General features: G+C 55.1%; 19 protein-coding genes and 1 riboswitch. Of the genes, 6 read left to right on the top strand and 13 right to left on the bottom strand.

Annotation, left to right across the window (positions count from 1 at the left end; all coding sequences use genetic code 11):
• Positions 1-47: 47 nt before the first annotated feature.
• Entirely contained in the window at positions 48-1,322 is a 1,275-nt protein-coding gene (locus OU789_RS11795) for a 3-phosphoshikimate 1-carboxyvinyltransferase (RefSeq protein ID WP_274655779.1), read from the bottom strand.
• A gap of 181 nt (positions 1,323-1,503) precedes the next feature.
• Here OU789_RS11795 and OU789_RS11790 point away from each other — a divergent pair, with 181 nt between their 5' ends.
• Positions 1,504-1,962: a MaoC family dehydratase gene (locus tag OU789_RS11790; protein ID WP_274655778.1), complete on the top strand. Its 459-nt coding sequence runs from the start codon at positions 1,504-1,506 to the stop codon at positions 1,960-1,962.
• Here the strand turns inward: OU789_RS11790 and OU789_RS11785 are convergent, their stop codons facing one another.
• The gene (locus OU789_RS11785) at positions 1,963-2,658 is read right to left on the bottom strand and encodes a GntR family transcriptional regulator (protein ID WP_274655777.1); all 696 of its coding nucleotides are present in this window, start codon (positions 2,656-2,658) and stop codon (positions 1,963-1,965) included.
• A gap of 250 nt (positions 2,659-2,908) precedes the next feature.
• Between OU789_RS11785 and OU789_RS11780 the strand changes: the two genes are divergently transcribed.
• The 4 genes from OU789_RS11780 to OU789_RS11765 all read left to right on the top strand — a co-directional run bounded on the left by OU789_RS11780 (position 2,909) and on the right by OU789_RS11765 (position 6,705).
• Entirely contained in the window at positions 2,909-3,880 is a 972-nt protein-coding gene (locus tag OU789_RS11780) for a sialic acid TRAP transporter substrate-binding protein SiaP (protein ID WP_274655776.1), read from the top strand.
• 24 nt (positions 3,881-3,904) lie between these two features.
• The gene (locus OU789_RS11775) at positions 3,905-4,501 is read left to right on the top strand and encodes a TRAP transporter small permease (RefSeq protein WP_263952275.1); all 597 of its coding nucleotides are present in this window, start codon (positions 3,905-3,907) and stop codon (positions 4,499-4,501) included.
• A complete protein-coding gene (locus OU789_RS11770; RefSeq protein ID WP_263952276.1) occupies positions 4,498-5,775 on the top strand; it encodes a TRAP transporter large permease in 1,278 nt (425 codons plus the stop codon). The genes OU789_RS11775 and OU789_RS11770 overlap by 4 nt, the downstream gene beginning before the upstream one ends.
• A gap of 159 nt (positions 5,776-5,934) precedes the next feature.
• The gene (locus OU789_RS11765; RefSeq protein ID WP_274655775.1) at positions 5,935-6,705 is read left to right on the top strand and encodes an SDR family oxidoreductase; all 771 of its coding nucleotides are present in this window, start codon (positions 5,935-5,937) and stop codon (positions 6,703-6,705) included.
• On the opposite strand, the gene OU789_RS11760 is transcribed toward OU789_RS11765, so the two are convergent.
• The 11 genes from OU789_RS11760 to thiD all read right to left on the bottom strand — a co-directional run bounded on the left by OU789_RS11760 (position 6,702) and on the right by thiD (position 15,229).
• Positions 6,702-7,736: an alpha/beta hydrolase gene (locus tag OU789_RS11760; RefSeq protein WP_274655774.1), complete on the bottom strand. Its 1,035-nt coding sequence runs from the start codon at positions 7,734-7,736 to the stop codon at positions 6,702-6,704. The two genes, OU789_RS11765 and OU789_RS11760, sit on opposite strands and share 4 nt — an antisense overlap.
• Before the next feature lie 82 nt (positions 7,737-7,818).
• Complete coding sequence (locus OU789_RS11755) at positions 7,819-8,571, bottom strand: ABC transporter permease (protein WP_274655773.1); 753 nt, start codon at positions 8,569-8,571, stop codon at positions 7,819-7,821.
• On the bottom strand, positions 8,568-9,254 hold the full coding sequence (locus OU789_RS11750; RefSeq protein WP_274655772.1) for an ABC transporter ATP-binding protein: 687 nt from the start codon (positions 9,252-9,254) through the stop codon (positions 8,568-8,570). Before OU789_RS11750 ends, OU789_RS11755 begins: the two co-directional genes overlap by 4 nt.
• Complete coding sequence (gene tenA, locus OU789_RS11745) at positions 9,251-9,943, bottom strand: thiaminase II (protein WP_274655771.1); 693 nt, start codon at positions 9,941-9,943, stop codon at positions 9,251-9,253. Before tenA ends, OU789_RS11750 begins: the two co-directional genes overlap by 4 nt.
• Entirely contained in the window at positions 9,940-10,875 is a 936-nt protein-coding gene (locus tag OU789_RS11740) for an ABC transporter substrate-binding protein (protein ID WP_274655770.1), read from the bottom strand. The genes tenA and OU789_RS11740 overlap by 4 nt, the downstream gene beginning before the upstream one ends.
• A 1-nt stretch (position 10,876) precedes the next feature.
• Positions 10,877-11,863 carry a HesA/MoeB/ThiF family protein gene (locus OU789_RS11735; protein WP_274655769.1) on the bottom strand — a complete coding sequence of 329 codons (987 nt, stop codon included), beginning with the start codon at positions 11,861-11,863 and terminating at the stop codon, positions 10,877-10,879.
• The gene (locus OU789_RS11730; RefSeq protein ID WP_274655768.1) at positions 11,860-12,465 is read right to left on the bottom strand and encodes a thiamine phosphate synthase; all 606 of its coding nucleotides are present in this window, start codon (positions 12,463-12,465) and stop codon (positions 11,860-11,862) included. The genes OU789_RS11735 and OU789_RS11730 overlap by 4 nt, the downstream gene beginning before the upstream one ends.
• The gene (locus OU789_RS11725) at positions 12,462-13,235 is read right to left on the bottom strand and encodes a thiazole synthase (protein WP_274655767.1); all 774 of its coding nucleotides are present in this window, start codon (positions 13,233-13,235) and stop codon (positions 12,462-12,464) included. Before OU789_RS11725 ends, OU789_RS11730 begins: the two co-directional genes overlap by 4 nt.
• A gap of 2 nt (positions 13,236-13,237) precedes the next feature.
• Positions 13,238-13,435, bottom strand: a complete 198-nt coding sequence (gene thiS / locus OU789_RS11720) for a sulfur carrier protein ThiS (RefSeq protein ID WP_274655766.1) — start codon at positions 13,433-13,435, stop codon at positions 13,238-13,240.
• Positions 13,419-14,417 (bottom strand): FAD-dependent oxidoreductase, encoded by a 999-nt coding sequence (locus tag OU789_RS11715; RefSeq protein WP_274655765.1) that lies wholly within the window; start codon positions 14,415-14,417, stop codon positions 13,419-13,421. The genes thiS and OU789_RS11715 overlap by 17 nt, the downstream gene beginning before the upstream one ends.
• The gene (gene thiD, locus OU789_RS11710; RefSeq protein WP_274655764.1) at positions 14,414-15,229 is read right to left on the bottom strand and encodes a bifunctional hydroxymethylpyrimidine kinase/phosphomethylpyrimidine kinase; all 816 of its coding nucleotides are present in this window, start codon (positions 15,227-15,229) and stop codon (positions 14,414-14,416) included. Before thiD ends, OU789_RS11715 begins: the two co-directional genes overlap by 4 nt.
• Before the next feature lie 57 nt (positions 15,230-15,286).
• Positions 15,287-15,386: riboswitch (TPP riboswitch) on the bottom strand.
• Between the two features lie 271 nt (positions 15,387-15,657).
• On the opposite strand from thiD, the gene OU789_RS11705 reads away from it, so the two are divergent.
• Entirely contained in the window at positions 15,658-16,794 is a 1,137-nt protein-coding gene (locus OU789_RS11705) for a hypothetical protein (RefSeq protein WP_274655763.1), read from the top strand.
• Positions 16,795-16,879: the final 85 nt, after the last annotated feature.

Here is a 16,879-nt window from a genome sequence, read left to right as displayed (position 1 = left end):
ACGGGTCTGAAATTAGAAAAGGCGCCCGATTGTGGCGCCTTTTTTCGTTAGTCAGTAAGTTCTGAAACCATTCCGACTTTGGCCATTTCGTCCCAGTAGTTCGGGAAGGTTTTCTGTACGCAATCCGGGTTTTCGATAATGATCCCGTCGATGCGAATTGCGGCGAGCGCAAAACACATGGCGATGCGATGATCGTTGAACGTCCGAATTTGCGTGGTTGGATTGTCAGAAACCAGATAGGGCGAGCCGTTCACCAGTAGGTCGTCTCCATCGACGGTGGCAAGGTTCGCGTTGATCCGCACCAGACCTTCGCGAAGGGCTTCGACGCGATCACATTCTTTTACCCGAAGGTTTTTAAGGCCGACAAAGCGAACTGGCGTTTCGTTAAAGGCCGCCAAAACAGCCAAAGTCGGAATAGCGTCCTGCATTTGCGAGCCGTCGACAATTGCGGGCATGTTTGGGAACATACGGATCACATCAAGCGCCTTGGCGTCGGGTTGGGCTGTTTCGCCTTCTTTGGAGTTGCCGATCGTAATCGTCTTGGCCGAAAGCGCATCTGCGGCCCAGAAATAGGTGCATGCGGAGTAATCCGGCTCAACCGCATAGGTCGGGGAGGCATATACTCCATCCGGAACATTCCAGCCCGCGCCCTCTTCGGCAACGTTAACACCGAACTCCGCCATTATGCGGGTTGTGACATCAAGGTATCCGGCACCGTCAAGCGAACCAGCGTTCTTTAGCTCGATGCGCAACCCATTAGCGAGCTTCGGTGCCATCATCATGAGGGCAGAAATATATTGCGTCGAAAGGCCCGCATCCACGCCGACCTTCGCTGCTATTTCTTTTGCGCCGCCGGTGACTGTGACTGGTGGGCAACCCGTTGCGCTTTCGGCAGTAAAGCCAAGCTCGTTAAGCGCGGTGATGAGCGGCTGAATTGGGCGGCGCTGCATGTCTTCGTCGCCATCAATGACCGTTGTGCCATCGGCCAGACACGCCGCTGCTGTAAGGAACCGTGCTGTTGTTCCGGCGTTGCCAACGAAAATCGGCGCGGCTGGCGGCTTTAACGTTCCGTCGCTCTTAACTGTCACGCTTTCTGGGTTCACCTCGGAAACTTCAACCCCGAACTGGCGCAGGGCCTCGGCCATCAGAAGCGTGTCGTGGCTTACAAGGCAGCCGCTCAGGGTTGTTTCTCCTTTGGACAGCGCGGCGAGCAAAAGCGCGCGGTTGGTGATGGATTTTGAGCCGGGAACCTGTGCAACCCCCTCCAACGTCTGGTTTTCAACCGATAGGTGCAGCGTTGCGGGGGATTTCGGATTGGTCACGGATGTCTCCTCGGCTCAAGGTGTCCGCGAAGTTTTACGGCGGATCGCGGGGGGTCGCAACAAGGGATTAGGGGCCGAATTTTCCGCCGGATGAATTGACATTTTATATATAAAAGATAGTTTCACAGAGAGGAGCCATTATGCGCTCTAGTTTGGCCGAGATACAGAAAAGGGACGAAACATGATCGTCGAGGAATATTACGAAGACTATGAGATTGGATTCTCCCGCACCACGTTCGGTCGAACAATTACCGAATCCGATATCGTGACGCACGCAGGGCAGACAGGCGATTTCTTTCCCCACCATATGGATAAAGAATGGTGTGCCACGCAAGATTTCAAACAGCGAATCGCGCATGGTACGTTGATTTTCTCTGTCGGGATCGGGATGACAGCCACAACGATCAACCCGCGCGCAATGTCTTATGGCTATGACAAAATGCGATTTATCAAACCGGTTTTCATTGATGATACCATCACAGTCACCGCTACGATCTCCGAGAAAAAAGACCATCCACGCCGCCTTACGCATGGCATCGTGCATGAGGCGATCAAGATTACAAACCAGCGCGACGAAACGGTTCTGGTCTGCGATCACCTCTATCTCGTTGAGCGCCGCGAGCCACGCACGGAAACGTAGTTAGGTTGCCGTTAGATCCATGTCCGGAATGAAATAGTTGGGGTATTCTTGAACCATTGAAGGCAGGTCAAGCTGTAGCCCCATGATGTGATCCCACATACGTTGGCTCGCGAGCTCCTCGTCGCCTGCTTCGATCGCGTCCACGACTTTTTCATGCTGCACTGTCACAAAGCTTTTGCGGCCCGGGTCATGGAGCGTAAGTTTGCGGCAGCGGTCAATTTGGGTTTTTACCTGCTGCACCATGTCCCAGAGGCTCCCGAGGCGGGCAATTTCAGCAATCTTAGCGTGAAGCTCATCGTCCACCACGTGATAGTCGCTGTTGTCACCCGTTTCTACGATTGCATATTGCCGAGAGATAATATCGCGCAACGCGACGATATCTTTTTTGGTTGCACGTCGAGCCGCGGCGCAGGTGGTTTCAATCTCAAGCGCGCGACGAGCGATTTGCGCTGCTGGCAGAGCTGATACGGGAATCCGTGCAACAAATGTGCCGGATTTCGGAACCACCTCGACCAGTTTTTCATCGGATAGACGTAGAATCGCTTCGCGGACCGGCGTGCGGCTCACGCCCATGGCGGCGGCGATCTCGTTTTCGGAAAGCGGAGTTCCTGGCAGGATATCCATTGCCACGATGGATTTGTGCAGGTCTTGATACAAAGTTTCAGCGAGTGATTTCACTGGGCGTTGGGCAAACATTGCCTCGCCTGTCGGGGGCGCATTGGGTGCGCGTTGCCGTCGCTTCGACTTGGTCGAGACCTTTGGTTTGGACCCATCCATCATTGCATTGTAGCTCCTACTCCTCCCCGCCGTACCAAGCCGTGTTTGTAATCGACACTTGCCTGACGGTTTTAACTTGTATATTAGATATTGCGATAGCCGTCAAATTTTGCATTTTGGCATGACGTTATTGAGTAACCCCGAAGAATCGGGATCAAGGGAGGAAATTATGAAATTCACAAATTTTAAAGCAGCTTTAGCAGCGGGCGTATTCGCGCTGGCTTCGGGAACGGCTGCATTTGCCGCTGAGACTCTCAAGTGGGCACACGTTTACGAAGAGGGCTCGTCCTATCATCAGGTTGCTCTCTGGGCCGCTGACGAAATCAAGTCACGCACAGATGGCCGTGTTGAGATTCAGGTTTTCCCTGCATCCTCGCTCGGTAAAGAAGTTGAAATCAACGAAGGCCTTGGTCTTGGTTCCGTAGACATCATCTATACTGGCCCAAGCTTTGTTGAGCGTTACTATGGTCCGATCGCGATTTCGGATTACCCGTTCATCATGCGCGATTACGACCACTGGCTGTCGTATCGTGGTTCGGACCTCTTCGCTGAGCTGTCCGAGGGTTACCATGACGCCACAGGCAACCAGGTTCTTGGCCTTGTTTACTACGGTCAGCGACACGTTACATCGAACAAACCGATCCTCGCACCGGCTGACATGGAAGGTCTCAAAATCCGCGTGCCTAACTCGCCGCTGATGCTGATGTTCCCGAACGCAGTTGGCGCAAACCCAACACCTATGGCGTTCTCCGAAGTGTATCTTGCCCTTCAGCAGGGTGTGGTTGATGCACAGGAAAACCCACTTCCAACCATCAAGTTCAAGAAGTTCTATGAGGTTCAAAGCAACATTAACCTCACAGGTCACATCCTGAACTCGCTGCTTACAATTGCGTCTGACGATGCTTTGGCACGCGTTGGTGATGACGAAGCTGTTCTGCGCGAAGTACTCGACGCTGCTGCGCTCAAGGCTTCCGAAGAAATCCGTCAGTCCGAAGAGGACCTCGTTTCCTGGTTCGAAGAGCAGGGCATTGCAGTGAATGTTGTTGACAAAAAACCATTCCAAGATGCTGTACTGCCAATGCTAACAGGTGACGGTGTGCCTTACACCATGGATCACTTCAAGCGCCTCGGCGAACTGTAATCAGGTTTAAAGTTGACTCCGGAAATGGATCAATCTGAAAAAGACCCTCAGGACGCGCAACCCGCGCGCCCTGAGATCACATTTGCCGATAACGAAGTCGATGTATCGGATTTCGGGCTCATGGATATTCCCGGCCTTATTGCCCTTTGGGGGCTATCGGCTATCGTGTTTATCCAGTTCTTCACCCGCTATGTGCTGAATGACAGCCTCGCGTGGACCGAGGAAATCGCCCGATATGTTTTGATTATCGTTGCTTATTTCGGGGCCATTTCGGTCACGCGGAAAGGCACGCATATCTTCCTTGAGTTTTTCTATCGATATCTGAGCCCACGCGCGGGTAAATACCTCGCCGTTGCGATGGAAGCTCTGTCGATGGTGTTCTACGGATACCTTGCCTATCTTGGCTGGATACTTGCGGCAAAGACGCGAACCAAAATGGCGTCGATCGCGATCCCAAAGAACATTCTCTACTACGCTATTGCCATCGCTCTAGCGATCATGACGGTCTATTCGCTGTACTGGCTAATCCGCAAAATCCGCCAGTCGCCCGACGACGTCCTCCGCGAAATCGAAGAACATGCGTTGCATGAGATTCACGAAGAAATTTCGAGTAACAAATGACCCTAGTCCTTCTTTTCGTCATCCTGTTTTTCCTTTTGATCGCAGGGGCGCCCGTTGCCGTTGCGCTCGGGGTTTCCTCTCTTGTGTTCGTCCTGCTTGATGGCCTGCCACCGGTTGTTGTGCTGCATAACATGGTGAACGGGATTAACAGTTTCCCTCTTATCGCGGTTCCGTTCTTTATTATGGCGGGCCACCTGATGAACACCGCAGGTATCACCACCAAAATCTTTGCTTTTGCCCGTGCGGGTGTTGGTTGGATGTATGGTGGGCTTGGTCACGTAAATGTGGGCGCGAGCGTGGTATTTGCCGGTATGTCTGGTGCGGCTGTTGCAGATGCGGGTGGCCTCGGCAATATCGAGATCAAAGCCATGCGCGAAGCGGGCTATGACACAGATTTCTCCGTTGGCATTACGGCCGCAAGCTCGACCATCGGGCCAATCATTCCACCATCGCTGCCGCTTGTTGTTTATGGCGTCATCGCCGACACTTCGATCGGTCAGTTGTTTGCCGCTGGTCTTATTCCGGGCATGCTTATGGCGTTCTCGCTCATGGTTATGGTCGGTTTCTATGCCAAGGTCCGCAACTACCCTCGTGATGAGCGGTTCAGCATCAGCGTATTTGCCCGTGCATTCGTGCAGGCGATCTTCCCGCTGTTCACGCCGATTATCATCGTTGGCGGTATTCTCTTTGGTATCTTCACGCCAACAGAGGCCGCGATTGCCGCTGTGGTTTACTCGATGTTCCTCGGTTTGGTTGTCTATCGCACCCTGACATTCAAACGCATCTTGCGCGTTTCGATGGACACCGTAGAGACAACTGCGTCGATCATGATGATCGTTGCCGCCAGCACCATCTTTGCTTGGATCTTGACGGCAAATCAGGTGGCTCAAATGTTTGCGACGGAGCTTCTTGGCTTTACCGAGAACAAAACTGCGATCCTTCTCATCATGATGCTGGTTGTGCTGATTGTTGGCTGTTTCATGGAAACCATCGCAGCCATCACAATCCTGACGCCTGTGCTTCTGCCTGTAGCGATCACGGTGGGCGTTGATCCGGTGCACTTCGGGATTATCCTGATCCTTAACCTGATGATCGGTCTGCTGACGCCGCCGGTTGGCATGGTGCTTTACGTATTGGCCAAGGTGTCGGACGTTCCGTTTGAACGCTGTGTGGTTGCGACGGCACCGTTCCTCATTCCGCTGGTCGCTGTGCTTCTGATGCTGACCTTCATTCCGTCGCTGTCTATGTGGTTGCCAACAACCTTGTACCGCTAGGCGACGAACTAACTTCTGGCGAACACCGGCGCGGAAAGTCAATTCCGCGCCGGACTGCCGCCTGAAAGGCCCATGTAAATTTGCCCGTTCTGCGCTTCGCTGTGCGTTCGGGTTAACCTTAATTGTGGCGCCTGCCACTTCTGACGAGAAAGTCTAGACATGCAAAACACTTCTCTCTTTGATCTCTCCGGAAAAGTTGCCCTCGTTTCCGGCTGTAAGCGCGGTATCGGAATGGGTATGGCCAAAGCCCTCGCCGAAGCTGGCGCCGACATTATCGGCGTAAGCGCGAGCCTTGAAGCATCCGGCAGCGACATTGAAAAAGCGGTCACGGCGCTTGGCCGCAAATTCACCGCATATCAATGCGATTTTTCTGATCGCGCGTCCGTCAAGGCATTTGCAGATAAGGTTCAGGCCGAGAATCCGGTGATCGACATTCTCGTGAATAACGCAGGAACCATCAAGCGCGCACCAGCGGCCGAACATCCGGACGAGATGTGGGACGAGGTGATTGAAGTTAACCTCAACGCACAGTTCGTTTTGTCGCGCGAAATCGGCAAAGGTATGGTCGAACGCGGATCGGGCAAGATCATCTTCACGGCGTCGCTGCTGTCGTTCCAAGGTGGCATCACGGTTCCGGGCTATGCCGCATCCAAAGGCGGCATAGCGCAGCTTACCAAGGCTCTGGCCAACGAATGGGCGTCTAAAGGCGTCAACGTAAACGCTATCGCTCCTGGATATATTGCGACGGATAACACCCAAGCCCTTCAGGATGATGCCGATCGCTCGCGCTCCATCCTTGAGCGTATTCCCGCTGCACGCTGGGGCACACCGGAAGATTTCTCAGGACCTGCAGTGTTCCTTGCGTCTGATGCCGCGAACTATGTTCACGGCACTGTCTTGACGGTCGATGGTGGTTGGATGGGCCGCTAAGGCTTCACGTCGGCACGAAGTTTCCACATCGTTGTAGAGACCTGTTCCAGCCCTGAACGCGAGGCGGCACTTTTGCCTTCGTTCAGGAGTTGGGAGAGGTCTCTTCCAACTTCTGGGTTATAAAGATGGTACACATGGCCCGAAACTGATTGCAGCGACAATTCAGAAATGTCGATGATCTCAATTCCATCCATTCGGTTAAGGTGCGGCCCCAGTTCGCCAAGCCGTGGGTAACCGTTTACACTTCGTGACAAGGAAAGCGGGCGGTCTGTATCCGTTGCATAGAGCGTAATTCGATTGGCCAACGGGCGAATTTGGTCGAGGTAAAGCGCAAATAGCTCTGCGTCTACGTCGGGCGCCAATAAGATCACATTATTAAGGAGCGGCGGCATCCCGATACGTTCATGCGCCATGCTTCGCAATGCATTGAAAAGCGCGCGTCCACCGAGGCTATGAGAGGCAAGGTCAACACGCCCCTCGCCGAATTCTTCAACAAGCCGGCGCACAGTGCGCTCATATTCATAGCTGCTCCACTCAACATCGGAAACATCTTCGGTGTAGTTCAGAATATCTCCGGCAGAGGGCCAGCTGAACAGCATGACTTTCCCTTCAAGGCCAACATTCCGCTGAAGATGTACAGCGCGCTTACAGCTGCGCTCGAAGTTCATGTAGTAGCCATGCGTGTAAAGGAGCGGGTTGCGCGCGCCGGTTGTCTCTTTGAGGGTTTCGATCACTTGGTCCATCTCGAACAATCGGATGGTTGAAAGCTCGACATCATCCTCTGGAATATAAAACGGTGCGATCTCTGCCAGTGGCTTCAAAAAGCTGTTCTCTGAGCGGGTGACATCGCAAAATCCAGCGCTGAGGGGGCCACGTGTTTTGCCGTAGTATTTCTTGGGGGACTCGTTCGGATTCACGTTGCGCACTGTGAGATACGGAACAGAATCCACGATGCCCTGCGCTTGAACACTGGGGCTCATGGCCGCCGAGATTGTTGCGAGGGCGAGTGCGGATAGGGGCGTTTTGAACATGGCTTTGGAATATCCCGAAAGGAACCTTCTTAGATCAATTTCGTAGAGAATGGCGGTTTGGGCGCGGTGGCGCAATATGGATTTACCCAGAAGCGGCTATTCCGCGCGCATAAGCCTCCATTCGCACGGCGATACTGTTCACCGCTATGCGCAATAGGATCGCCCCGAGCGCGAGAACTATCAAGCTGGCAAACATCAAATCTGTTTTGGCGCGACCGTTCGCCAAGAGCATCAAATACCCCAGCCCCCGAGAGGCCCCGACCCATTCCCCAATAACAGCCCCAATCGGCGCATAGACAGCCGCGAGCCGCAATCCACTGGCGAGGGATGGAAGTGCCGCCGGAAGCCGAAGGCGAAGAAGCGTCGGCAAGGGTTTCGCGCCCAAAGTCTGCGCAAGATCAAGCAGTGCTGGGTCTGTTTCTGCAAGCCCATCGCGAAAGGCCGATGTGACAGGAAAATAGATAATCAACACCGCCATCGCGACTTTAGAGCCCATGCCATAGCCAAACCAGAGCGTCAGGATTGGTGCGAGTGCGAATACGGGAACAGCTTGCGTAAAAACGAGCAGGGGGAAGAAAAGCTCATGGAACCGTTTGGAATAGGTCATTGCCACCGCCGTCGCGATCCCAAGAGCCGTTCCGGCGAGCAGGCCGAGCAGAACCTCAAGCGCAGTGATGCCCGCGTGAGACGCGATGAGGCTGGCGTTATCAAACGCAGCAGTGGCGACGCGGAGTGGTGAGGGTAGGATGAAAGGTGGCACCCCAGTAAGCCAGACCGTGACCTGCCAAATGGTAAGCCCGATGCAAAGCGTGATGAGCAAACGAAGCGCGATCATGCTGCAAGTCCGCGCATATGAGTCATGAGGAGATCAGATGACGCTGTGTCAGCCCAAAGCTCTGCGCCGCCGCGTGACATCACGATTATCTGGTCCGATAGGCGGCAGGCCTCTGCTGGATCATGCGTCACCATGATAACGGTTTTGCCACGAAGAGCGCGATCAAGTAGCTCTTGCATTTCTGCGCGCGTGCAGGCGTCAAGTGCTGAGAGCGGTTCGTCCAGCATTACGATGGGACGGTTTTCCATCAGCGTGCGCGCAAGCGCGGCGCGTTGGCGCATTCCACCAGAGAGCGCGCGTGGTTTTTTGTGTTCGTGCCCCGCCAGACCGACCTGCGCGATCACCTCATGCGCGCGGTCCAGATCGGGCGTTTCATTCCGCAAGCGCGCGCCAGTTACCACGTTCTCGAGCAGCGAAAGCCACGGAAACAACAGATCACTCTGCGCCATGTAGGCGATACGACCTGCAAGGGGTGCGCCATCACTGGCCGAGATCTTTCCGTCATGCTGCGCCCCTGTATCTAGGCCGAGCAAAAGCCGCAGCAACGTTGTTTTGCCTACGCCCGAGGGGCCAAGGATGCTGGTCCGTTGGCCCGCAGGGCATGTGATATCCACGGGGCCAAACAAGGGCTTGCCACTGAATTGCACTTTGCCAGTAAAATGGATCGCAGGCGGTGTGATCATCTGCCCCGCAATCCCATGCCCCAGAAGCCCGCTTCAAGCCGACATGCAGTGGTGAAGCGGCTTTGCAGTTTACCCCAACGCGGCGAGTTTTGTGGTAGACCTCCAATGCGGTTTGCGACGGATTGATCCAGCATCGCGCCGACATCGCGACAAACAGATTGGTACTCTTCGCCCGCATAAGTGTTGATCCACTCGGCATATGGGTGAGCTTGGTCGCGAACTGCGGAGCCTAGCTTGTGTCCGATTTCGCCGTACCCCAAGACACAAGGGGCGAGGGCTGCCATAAGGTCGAGGAAGTCGCCAGATAGTCCTGCATCAATCACATAACGCGTATAGGCGAGATTCTCGGGCTCTTCAGTCGCGGCAAACAGTTCGGCTTCGCGAATGCCTTCCTGCGCGCAAACTTCGATGTGCAGCGCCATCTCGGTGTTTACCAAGCCGTCTACCGTAGCCGCACAGTTGCGCAGCTCTTTCATGGTTTCGGATTTCACAACGCCAAGCGCCCATGCGCGCGAGAAATGCACAAGGAAGACGTAATCCTGCACCAGATAATGCAGGAATGCCGCGCGGGGCAGGGTGCCATCGCGCAGCCCGCGCACGAAGGCATGATCGGTATATGCCGTCCATGCTTCACCCGCGCCGCTACGCCAATGCGCAAAGGTCTCGCCATAGTCAGGTGCGGCGCTCATGGCTTGGTCACATCAACGGCGATGACGTCTACTGGGTTCGCTGACGGCGCCAAGCCTGCGTCGACGAGAAACGCCTCGAACGCGGAATAGCGACCCGCCGAAAACGCAGACGGACGGAGGGCGAAACGCGGGATCGTGTCTGCCCATGCGCGCTCATTCAATTCGTCCTGAAGCTCCGGCGAGGTGCTGGCGAAAATCTCCCAGCTTTCTTCTGGGTGGTTCACGATGAACTGGGTTGCCAACTCAGTGGCCTGTAGGAAGCGCGTGATTTTATCGGCATCAATCTCGTCGGACTTGGCCACATAGATCAACTCGTCATACGGGGGGAGCCCCTCTTCCTCGACGTAGAAACACTTGCCGTCAACGCGTTCGATTTCCATCTGGTTCAGTTCGAAATTTCGGAACGCACCGATGACCGCATCCACCTGACCGCTCATGAGCGAGGGGGATAGCGACCAGTTCACATTCACGAGCTCGATCTCATCAAATGCAACGCCGTGGTTCTCCAGAATTGCAGTCAGCATGGCCTCTTCGACGCCAGCAACAGAGAAGCCGATTTTCTTGCCCGCGAGGTCGGCGGGAGATTTGATCGGCCCATCTTCAAGGACAAGGAGGCAGTTTAGCGGTGTGGCAACCAATGTGCCGACGCGTTTAAGTGGCAGCCCCTCGTGGATTTGGAGGTGAAGTTGCGGCTGATAGGAAATAGCGAGATCGGCTTTACCAGCGGCCACAAGCTTGGGTGGGTCAGACGGGTCGGCGGGCGCAATCACCTCGACCTCAAGCCCTGCATCGGCGAAGTAACCTTTTTCCTGTGCAATGATAATCGGACCGTGGTCAGGGTTTACAAACCAATCGAGCAAGACCGTTATTTCGTCAGCAGCAAAGGCAGGTTGCGCAAGGGAGAATGCGGCGAGGAGAGAGAGCTTTTTCATATTAATTTTCCGTTTTCGGGTCTGTGGTTCCAAGGGCAACAAGCGCGAGGTTTTGATGCCCGTTTTCGCGTAGGGTTTTGGCCGCACGCCACGCGCGCAGGCCTGAGCGGCAGGCAAGAACGACGCGCGTTTCAATTGGGTGCGGTATTGTCGTGATGTTCTCTGGCAAAATGCGTTTCGCAGATGGGTGAAAAAGGTTGGGCGCCTCTTCGACACCACGCAAGTCGACCAGCATGTCACCCGGCGCAATCATACTGGGGGCGATGAAGCAGAGCTTTGGCCCTTCGGGTTCGGGAGCGCCATCGAAGCGAAATCCAGAGGTTCTGTAGGTTTTGGCATCAAATTGCACCAACTGACCAAGCGGAGAGGGCGAAAGGCCGAGAAGGTAGTTCAGCGCCATAGTCGCCTGAAGGCTGCCGATCATTCCCACAACAGGGCCAAGGACGCCTGCGGATTCACAGCTCGCGGCCTGTGTAGGAAGATCAGGAAAAACGGCGCGCAGGCTCGGCGTGCCGCCACAAAACCCGCCCGCGTACCCCGCGAATGCCAAGACTGATGCGGAAAACAGGGGAATCCCTTCAGTAAAGCAATGGTCAGAAAGTATGTAACTCGCGGCGAAACTATCGGCGCAGTCCAACACAACCGTGGCATCGCGGAGCAGGGTTTGAACATTGTCACAGGAAAGCGCGCATTGTACGGCGATGATCTCGCAATCTGGGTTAAGGCCAGCGAGGGTTGCGGCGGCCGCTTGGGCCTTGGGTTTCCCGACGTCTGTTTCGCGGAATAGGGTCTGGCGGTGCAGATTGCTTTGAGCAATGTGATCATCATCAACCACGGTGATTTTGCCAACCCCTGCGCCCACGAGATATTGCAGCACCGGCGCACCAAGCCCGCCCGCACCAATGACCACCGCATGCGCGGCGGCAAGTTGCTCCTGACCGTCCGCGCCAATCTCTGGCAATTGTATCTGGCGCTGGTAACGGCTCATCCTTTCGCCTCACAGGCGGCGAGCCACTGATCAACGCGCGCTTCGGGGTTTTCGTTGAGCGTAATGTCAGTAACCACTGAAACGCAGTCTGCCCGCGCTTCGAATGCGCCCGCTGCGCGATCAACGGTCATGCCGCCAATCGCGACGAGTGGGCAATCTCCGATACGGGTTTTCCATTTGCTTAGTCGCTCAAGCCCTTGAGCGTGCCATTTCATTTTCTTGAGAATGGTCGGGTACACTGGGCCAAGCGCGATATAATCAGGTGTCAGGGCCAAGGCGCGGTCAAGTTCGGCGCGGTCGTGTGTGCTTAGGCCAAGGCGAAGACCCGCGCGGCGGATGGCAGGTACATCGGCAGTATCAAGGTCTTCTTGCCCGAGGTGGATGAAGTCACAACCTTCTTCTATGGCGAATTTCCAATAGTCGTTCACAACCAGCGTGCAGCCATGAGCGGCGCAAACTTTCTTCGCTTGCCGGATCTCAGCACGGATTTGGTTTGTGTCGGCGTCTTTGATCCGCAGCTGAACCAGCTTAATTCCGCGCGGAACAAGCCGTTCGATCCAGTCAGAGCTATCGAAGATCGGATAAAAACGAGGAATGCTCATGAGAGAAATGCCTTGCCAATAACAGGGGTTGAGGGCGCGGCCATGTCACGTGGTTCCATCGGGTCGGCGAGGTAAGCGGCGCGTCCGGCCTCAAGCGCTAGGGCAAAGGCATGGGCCATCTCCGCAGGGGAGCCAGCTTTGGCAACTGCTGTATTCAGCAGGACAGCGTCAAATCCCATTTCCATCGCCTGCGCTGCCTGTGACGGAAGGCCAAGACCCGCATCAATGACCAACGGCACATCGGGAAAATGTGCCCGCATGGCCCGCAATCCGAAGATGTTGTTTAACCCAAGGCCAGAGCCGATCGGCGCTCCCCACGGCATCAAAACCGCGCATCCTGCGTTAAGAAGGCGATCGGCAACCACAAGGTCGTCGGTGGTGTAGGGAAAAACCTGAAACCCATCCTCAGATAGAATGCGCGCTGCTTCGACAAGGCCGAAGACATCAGGTTGTAGTGTGTCTTCTTCGCCGATGACTTCGAGCTTGATCCATTTGGTTCCAAACACCTCACGCGCCATATGGGCGGTTGTGACGGCTTCTTTCACCGTATGACAGCCAGCAGTATTCGGCAGGATTTGAACGCCGAGCGACTGTATCAGAGACCAGAAATCCTGTCCTGCGCGATCTTGTCCGCTTTCACGACGCAGGGAGACAGTGGCGATCCCGGCGTTGCTCTTTGCAAAAGCATCCGCAAGGATTGCCGGAGAGGGGTATTGCGCCGTGCCAAGCATAAGGCGCGAAGAAAGCTCTGTTCCGTAAACCGATAGCATCCTTAGCCCCCCTGCATCGGCGCAAGAACTTCGATTTGGTCCCCTGCTTTGATCGCAAAGTCAGAACGCGCCTCCGCCGGGACAAACGTTCCATTCACCGCAGTCGCAACAACCGTGTCGGCATATCCGTTTGCATTGAGCGCATCAGCGAGCGTTGCGCCATCAAAGGGCGTGGCTTCGCCGTTAATCAGAATAGTCATAGAGAAACTCCGGTCGGGTGTTCTTGTTGAAAACGAGGTCGGCCACCATACCGCCAAGCGCTGGCGAGAGTAGGAATCCGTGGCGATAAAGACCGTTCACGCGGATAAGATTGCCGTTTCGCGTAATGCGCGGCAGGTTGTTGGGAAAGGCAGGGCGGCTGGCGACACCAATCTCAACGATCTCCGCTTCGCCAAACGCTGGATTGAGCGCATAGGCCGCGCTGAGCAGCTCCAGAACCGAACGCACGGAGGCGCGGTTGCTGTCTTTGCTTTCGATCATCGTGGCGCCGATCATGTATTCACTCCCTTCGCGCGGGACGACGTAAATCGGGATGCGCGGGTGCAATAACCGGATGGTGCGTTTGAGGGTCACATCTGGCGCGTGGACGATCAGCATCTCGCCTTTGACACCGCGCAAATCCGGAAAGGCATTAGCGGCCGCGAGGCCACGGCAATCAATGGTCATCCCGTCGCGCGCCAGAGCTTCTGGATCGGCCCAACCCGTTTCAAAGCTAACGCCGTCGCGCTCGAGGCCCGTTTTCAAAGCTGACAATGCCTCACGCGGGGCAAGATTGGCTTCGGTTTCAAAGTAGAGCGCTTGCTGGATGCCGTCGGGAAGTTCCGGTTCCATCGCTTCGATCTCAGCGCGGTTCAAGGTGCGGTGGTTTTTCGTTCGGCGCGCGAATTGCTTCATATCTGCCCGATCACGCTGCGCGGAGACAACGAGCGAGCCACCAGTTTCAACGGCGTTGGTTTTCTCCTGCCACCACCCCAAGGCCTCCTCGCCGTGCCGCACAACGGGCTCTTCAGCGCTTTCGCCCTCGCAAAATGGCGCCAGCATGCCGCCAGCCCACCAAGAGCAGCTTTGCTCTCCTGCCTCACCGCCGCTGTCTATTACGCGCACAGTTGCGCCTCGATCAACAAGCTGCCGCGCAACGCAGAGCCCAACAACTCCGGCGCCTATTACTGTAACTTCCGTCATTGCGCCCAAACCTGAGCGAAGTGATGAACCGGTCCGTGACCTTTGCCGATCGACAAGTCCGCGCCGGCAAGGATGGCTTTCTGAAGATAGCCATGCGCTTGTTTCACGGCATCGTTGAGCGGGAGGCCCTTGGCGAGGTTCGCCGCAATCGTCGCGGCATAGGTACACCCCGTGCCGTGGGTGTTTTGAGTATGAACGCGTGCGGCGGCTAATGTTTGGTTGCCAGTTGGTGAAAGTAGAATGTCTTCACAGATTTCACCTTTGCCATGCCCACCTTTCAGCAAAACGGATTTTGGCCCCAGTTTGGTTAGTGCTTCGGCCTGTGCGAGAGTCTCTTGGGGGCAGTTGGCCTCTTCGGTTCCGAGCAACACCGCCGCTTCAGGTAGGTTCGGCGTAAGAACATCCGCGCGCGGAAGGAGTAGCTCCTTGAGCGCGGCCAGCGCTTCGGATTGCAACAACCTGTCGCCGGATTTCGCGATCATCACCGGATCAACCACAAGCGGCCCGTCAAAGCCGCGAAGAGCATCGGCCACGGCATGAATGATCTCGGGCGAGAACAGCATTCCGAGCTTGATCGCGCCCACGTCCATGTCATCCAGAACCGCGCGAATTTGTGCAGCAACGACATCTGCGGGAATCTCGTGAACCGCAGTAACGGCGCAAGTGTTCTGCGCAGTGACGGCGGTAATGACGCTCGTTCCGTAAACCTCGTTTGCCGAAAAAGCCTTGAGGTCTGCTTGAATTCCCGCGCCGCCGCCGGAATCCGATCCTGCAATAGTCAGAGCAATAGGGGGCGTTGTTTTGTCTTGCATCAAAGTCACTCGTTTCGGGGACTTACGGCAAGAAAAACGGCACAGATTGCGCATGTTGCGCGGTGCTTACCCGTTCCCTACGCCGGTATTGTCCGGATCAGGTTCGACGGGTCAGTGCAAGCACCTCTCAGCCCAATGGGCACCCCGACGGATAGCGATGGGCTAGAAGGTATTTTTCGCAATTGCAAGAGGGTTGTTGGCTATTGCAACTGTGTCACAGAGGGTTAGAGGCGTCTGTGAGGCGCGTTTTTTGAGTTATTTATTAATCAGTTGTGTGTTTTCTCACTTTAATGTGAACTGAAAGCTACGCCTATCCGATTCGTCGAAAAACGGATAACATGGGGCTATTAGTTCTGCCTTTTTACAGATTCGAAGAGTGAATAGTGCTTTAGTTTCGAAGATGCCAAATAAGAGCGAAAGAATTATTTATGCCCGTTGCCAAAGAGCGCAAAGACTTCATTTTCAATATCGTAGCGGGCCTTTCGCTGTCGCTCAGTGCAGGCGCTGTTGTCGCGCAAGAGGTGGAAACTGAAAGCCCTTGGAAAGCATATGGACAGCTTAACGTTGGTATCCTCTCGTTCGACGACGGCGAAGTAAACACGAACTATGGCCTCGTAGATAATGACAACTCCAGCACGCGGATCGGCGTGTTCTATAATGGCCAAGCCGGCAGCACCGGATGGACGACAATGGGCAACATGGAGTTTCAGTACAATCCGAAGTCCACGTCCAACGTGAGCCAAATCAACCCAGATGGCGGCAGCACCGAAATCACCAAGGCGAACATTCGGAAAATTGAAATACGGTTCTCCAATGATGAATACGGTCGCGTTTGGCTTGGCCAAGGCTCGATGGCTTCGGATGGGATTGCTGGCCAAGACGTATCAGGAACAGGCACAATTGCCGGTGCGGCGACGGCTGACTCCGCAGGTGCGAGTTTGTTCCGCCAAAAAGATGGCATCCTCTCTGACGAAAGTGTGGGTGAAGCGACTGATCACTTCAACGGTCTCGGCCGGCGGGTAAGGTTGCGTTACGATACACCAGAATACAACGGCTTCCGTGGTGGCGTTTCTTATGGTCAAGACCTCCTTTCCGATGATCCAGACCGTCAAAAACAGGGCCTGATTGATATCGCGGGCTACTATGCGCAAGAACGCAATGGATACCTGATCAATGGCGGAATCGGGTATGGCCACAACCTAGACACCAAGCGCGACGTGTTTTCAGGATCGATTTCCGGCCTTCATCTGGACTCTGGCCTGAGTCTTACGCTTGCGGCGGGTACAAACTCAGAGGACGGCCTCACAGGGACCTACGGATACACGAAGGTTGGTTGGGAAACCGATTTCTTTGATATTGGCTCTACGGCCTTCTCGCTTGATTATTATGCAGGCAATAGCATTTCAGAGGATGGCGACAATTCCGGCTCGGTCGGCGCTGCTGTTGTGCAAAACCTTGGTTATCAGCAGCTTTGGTTCATTGCCCGAAAGTTCACATACGATCGCGAAACGACAGATTACTACGATGGCGTCGCAGTCTTTGGCGGCACGCGCCTTCGGTTCTAGTTCCTCCCGGAGAGTCTGGCCCGTTTGGGGCCGGGCTCTTTCAGGAATGTTTTAACAGACGACAAATTGCATGAGATAATTTGGC

Source organism: Halocynthiibacter sp. C4, from assembly GCF_028823805.1.
In the GTDB taxonomy this organism is placed as follows: domain Bacteria; phylum Pseudomonadota; class Alphaproteobacteria; order Rhodobacterales; family Rhodobacteraceae; genus Falsihalocynthiibacter; species Falsihalocynthiibacter halioticoli.
This window is presented reverse-complemented; position numbering and strand designations above follow the sequence as displayed.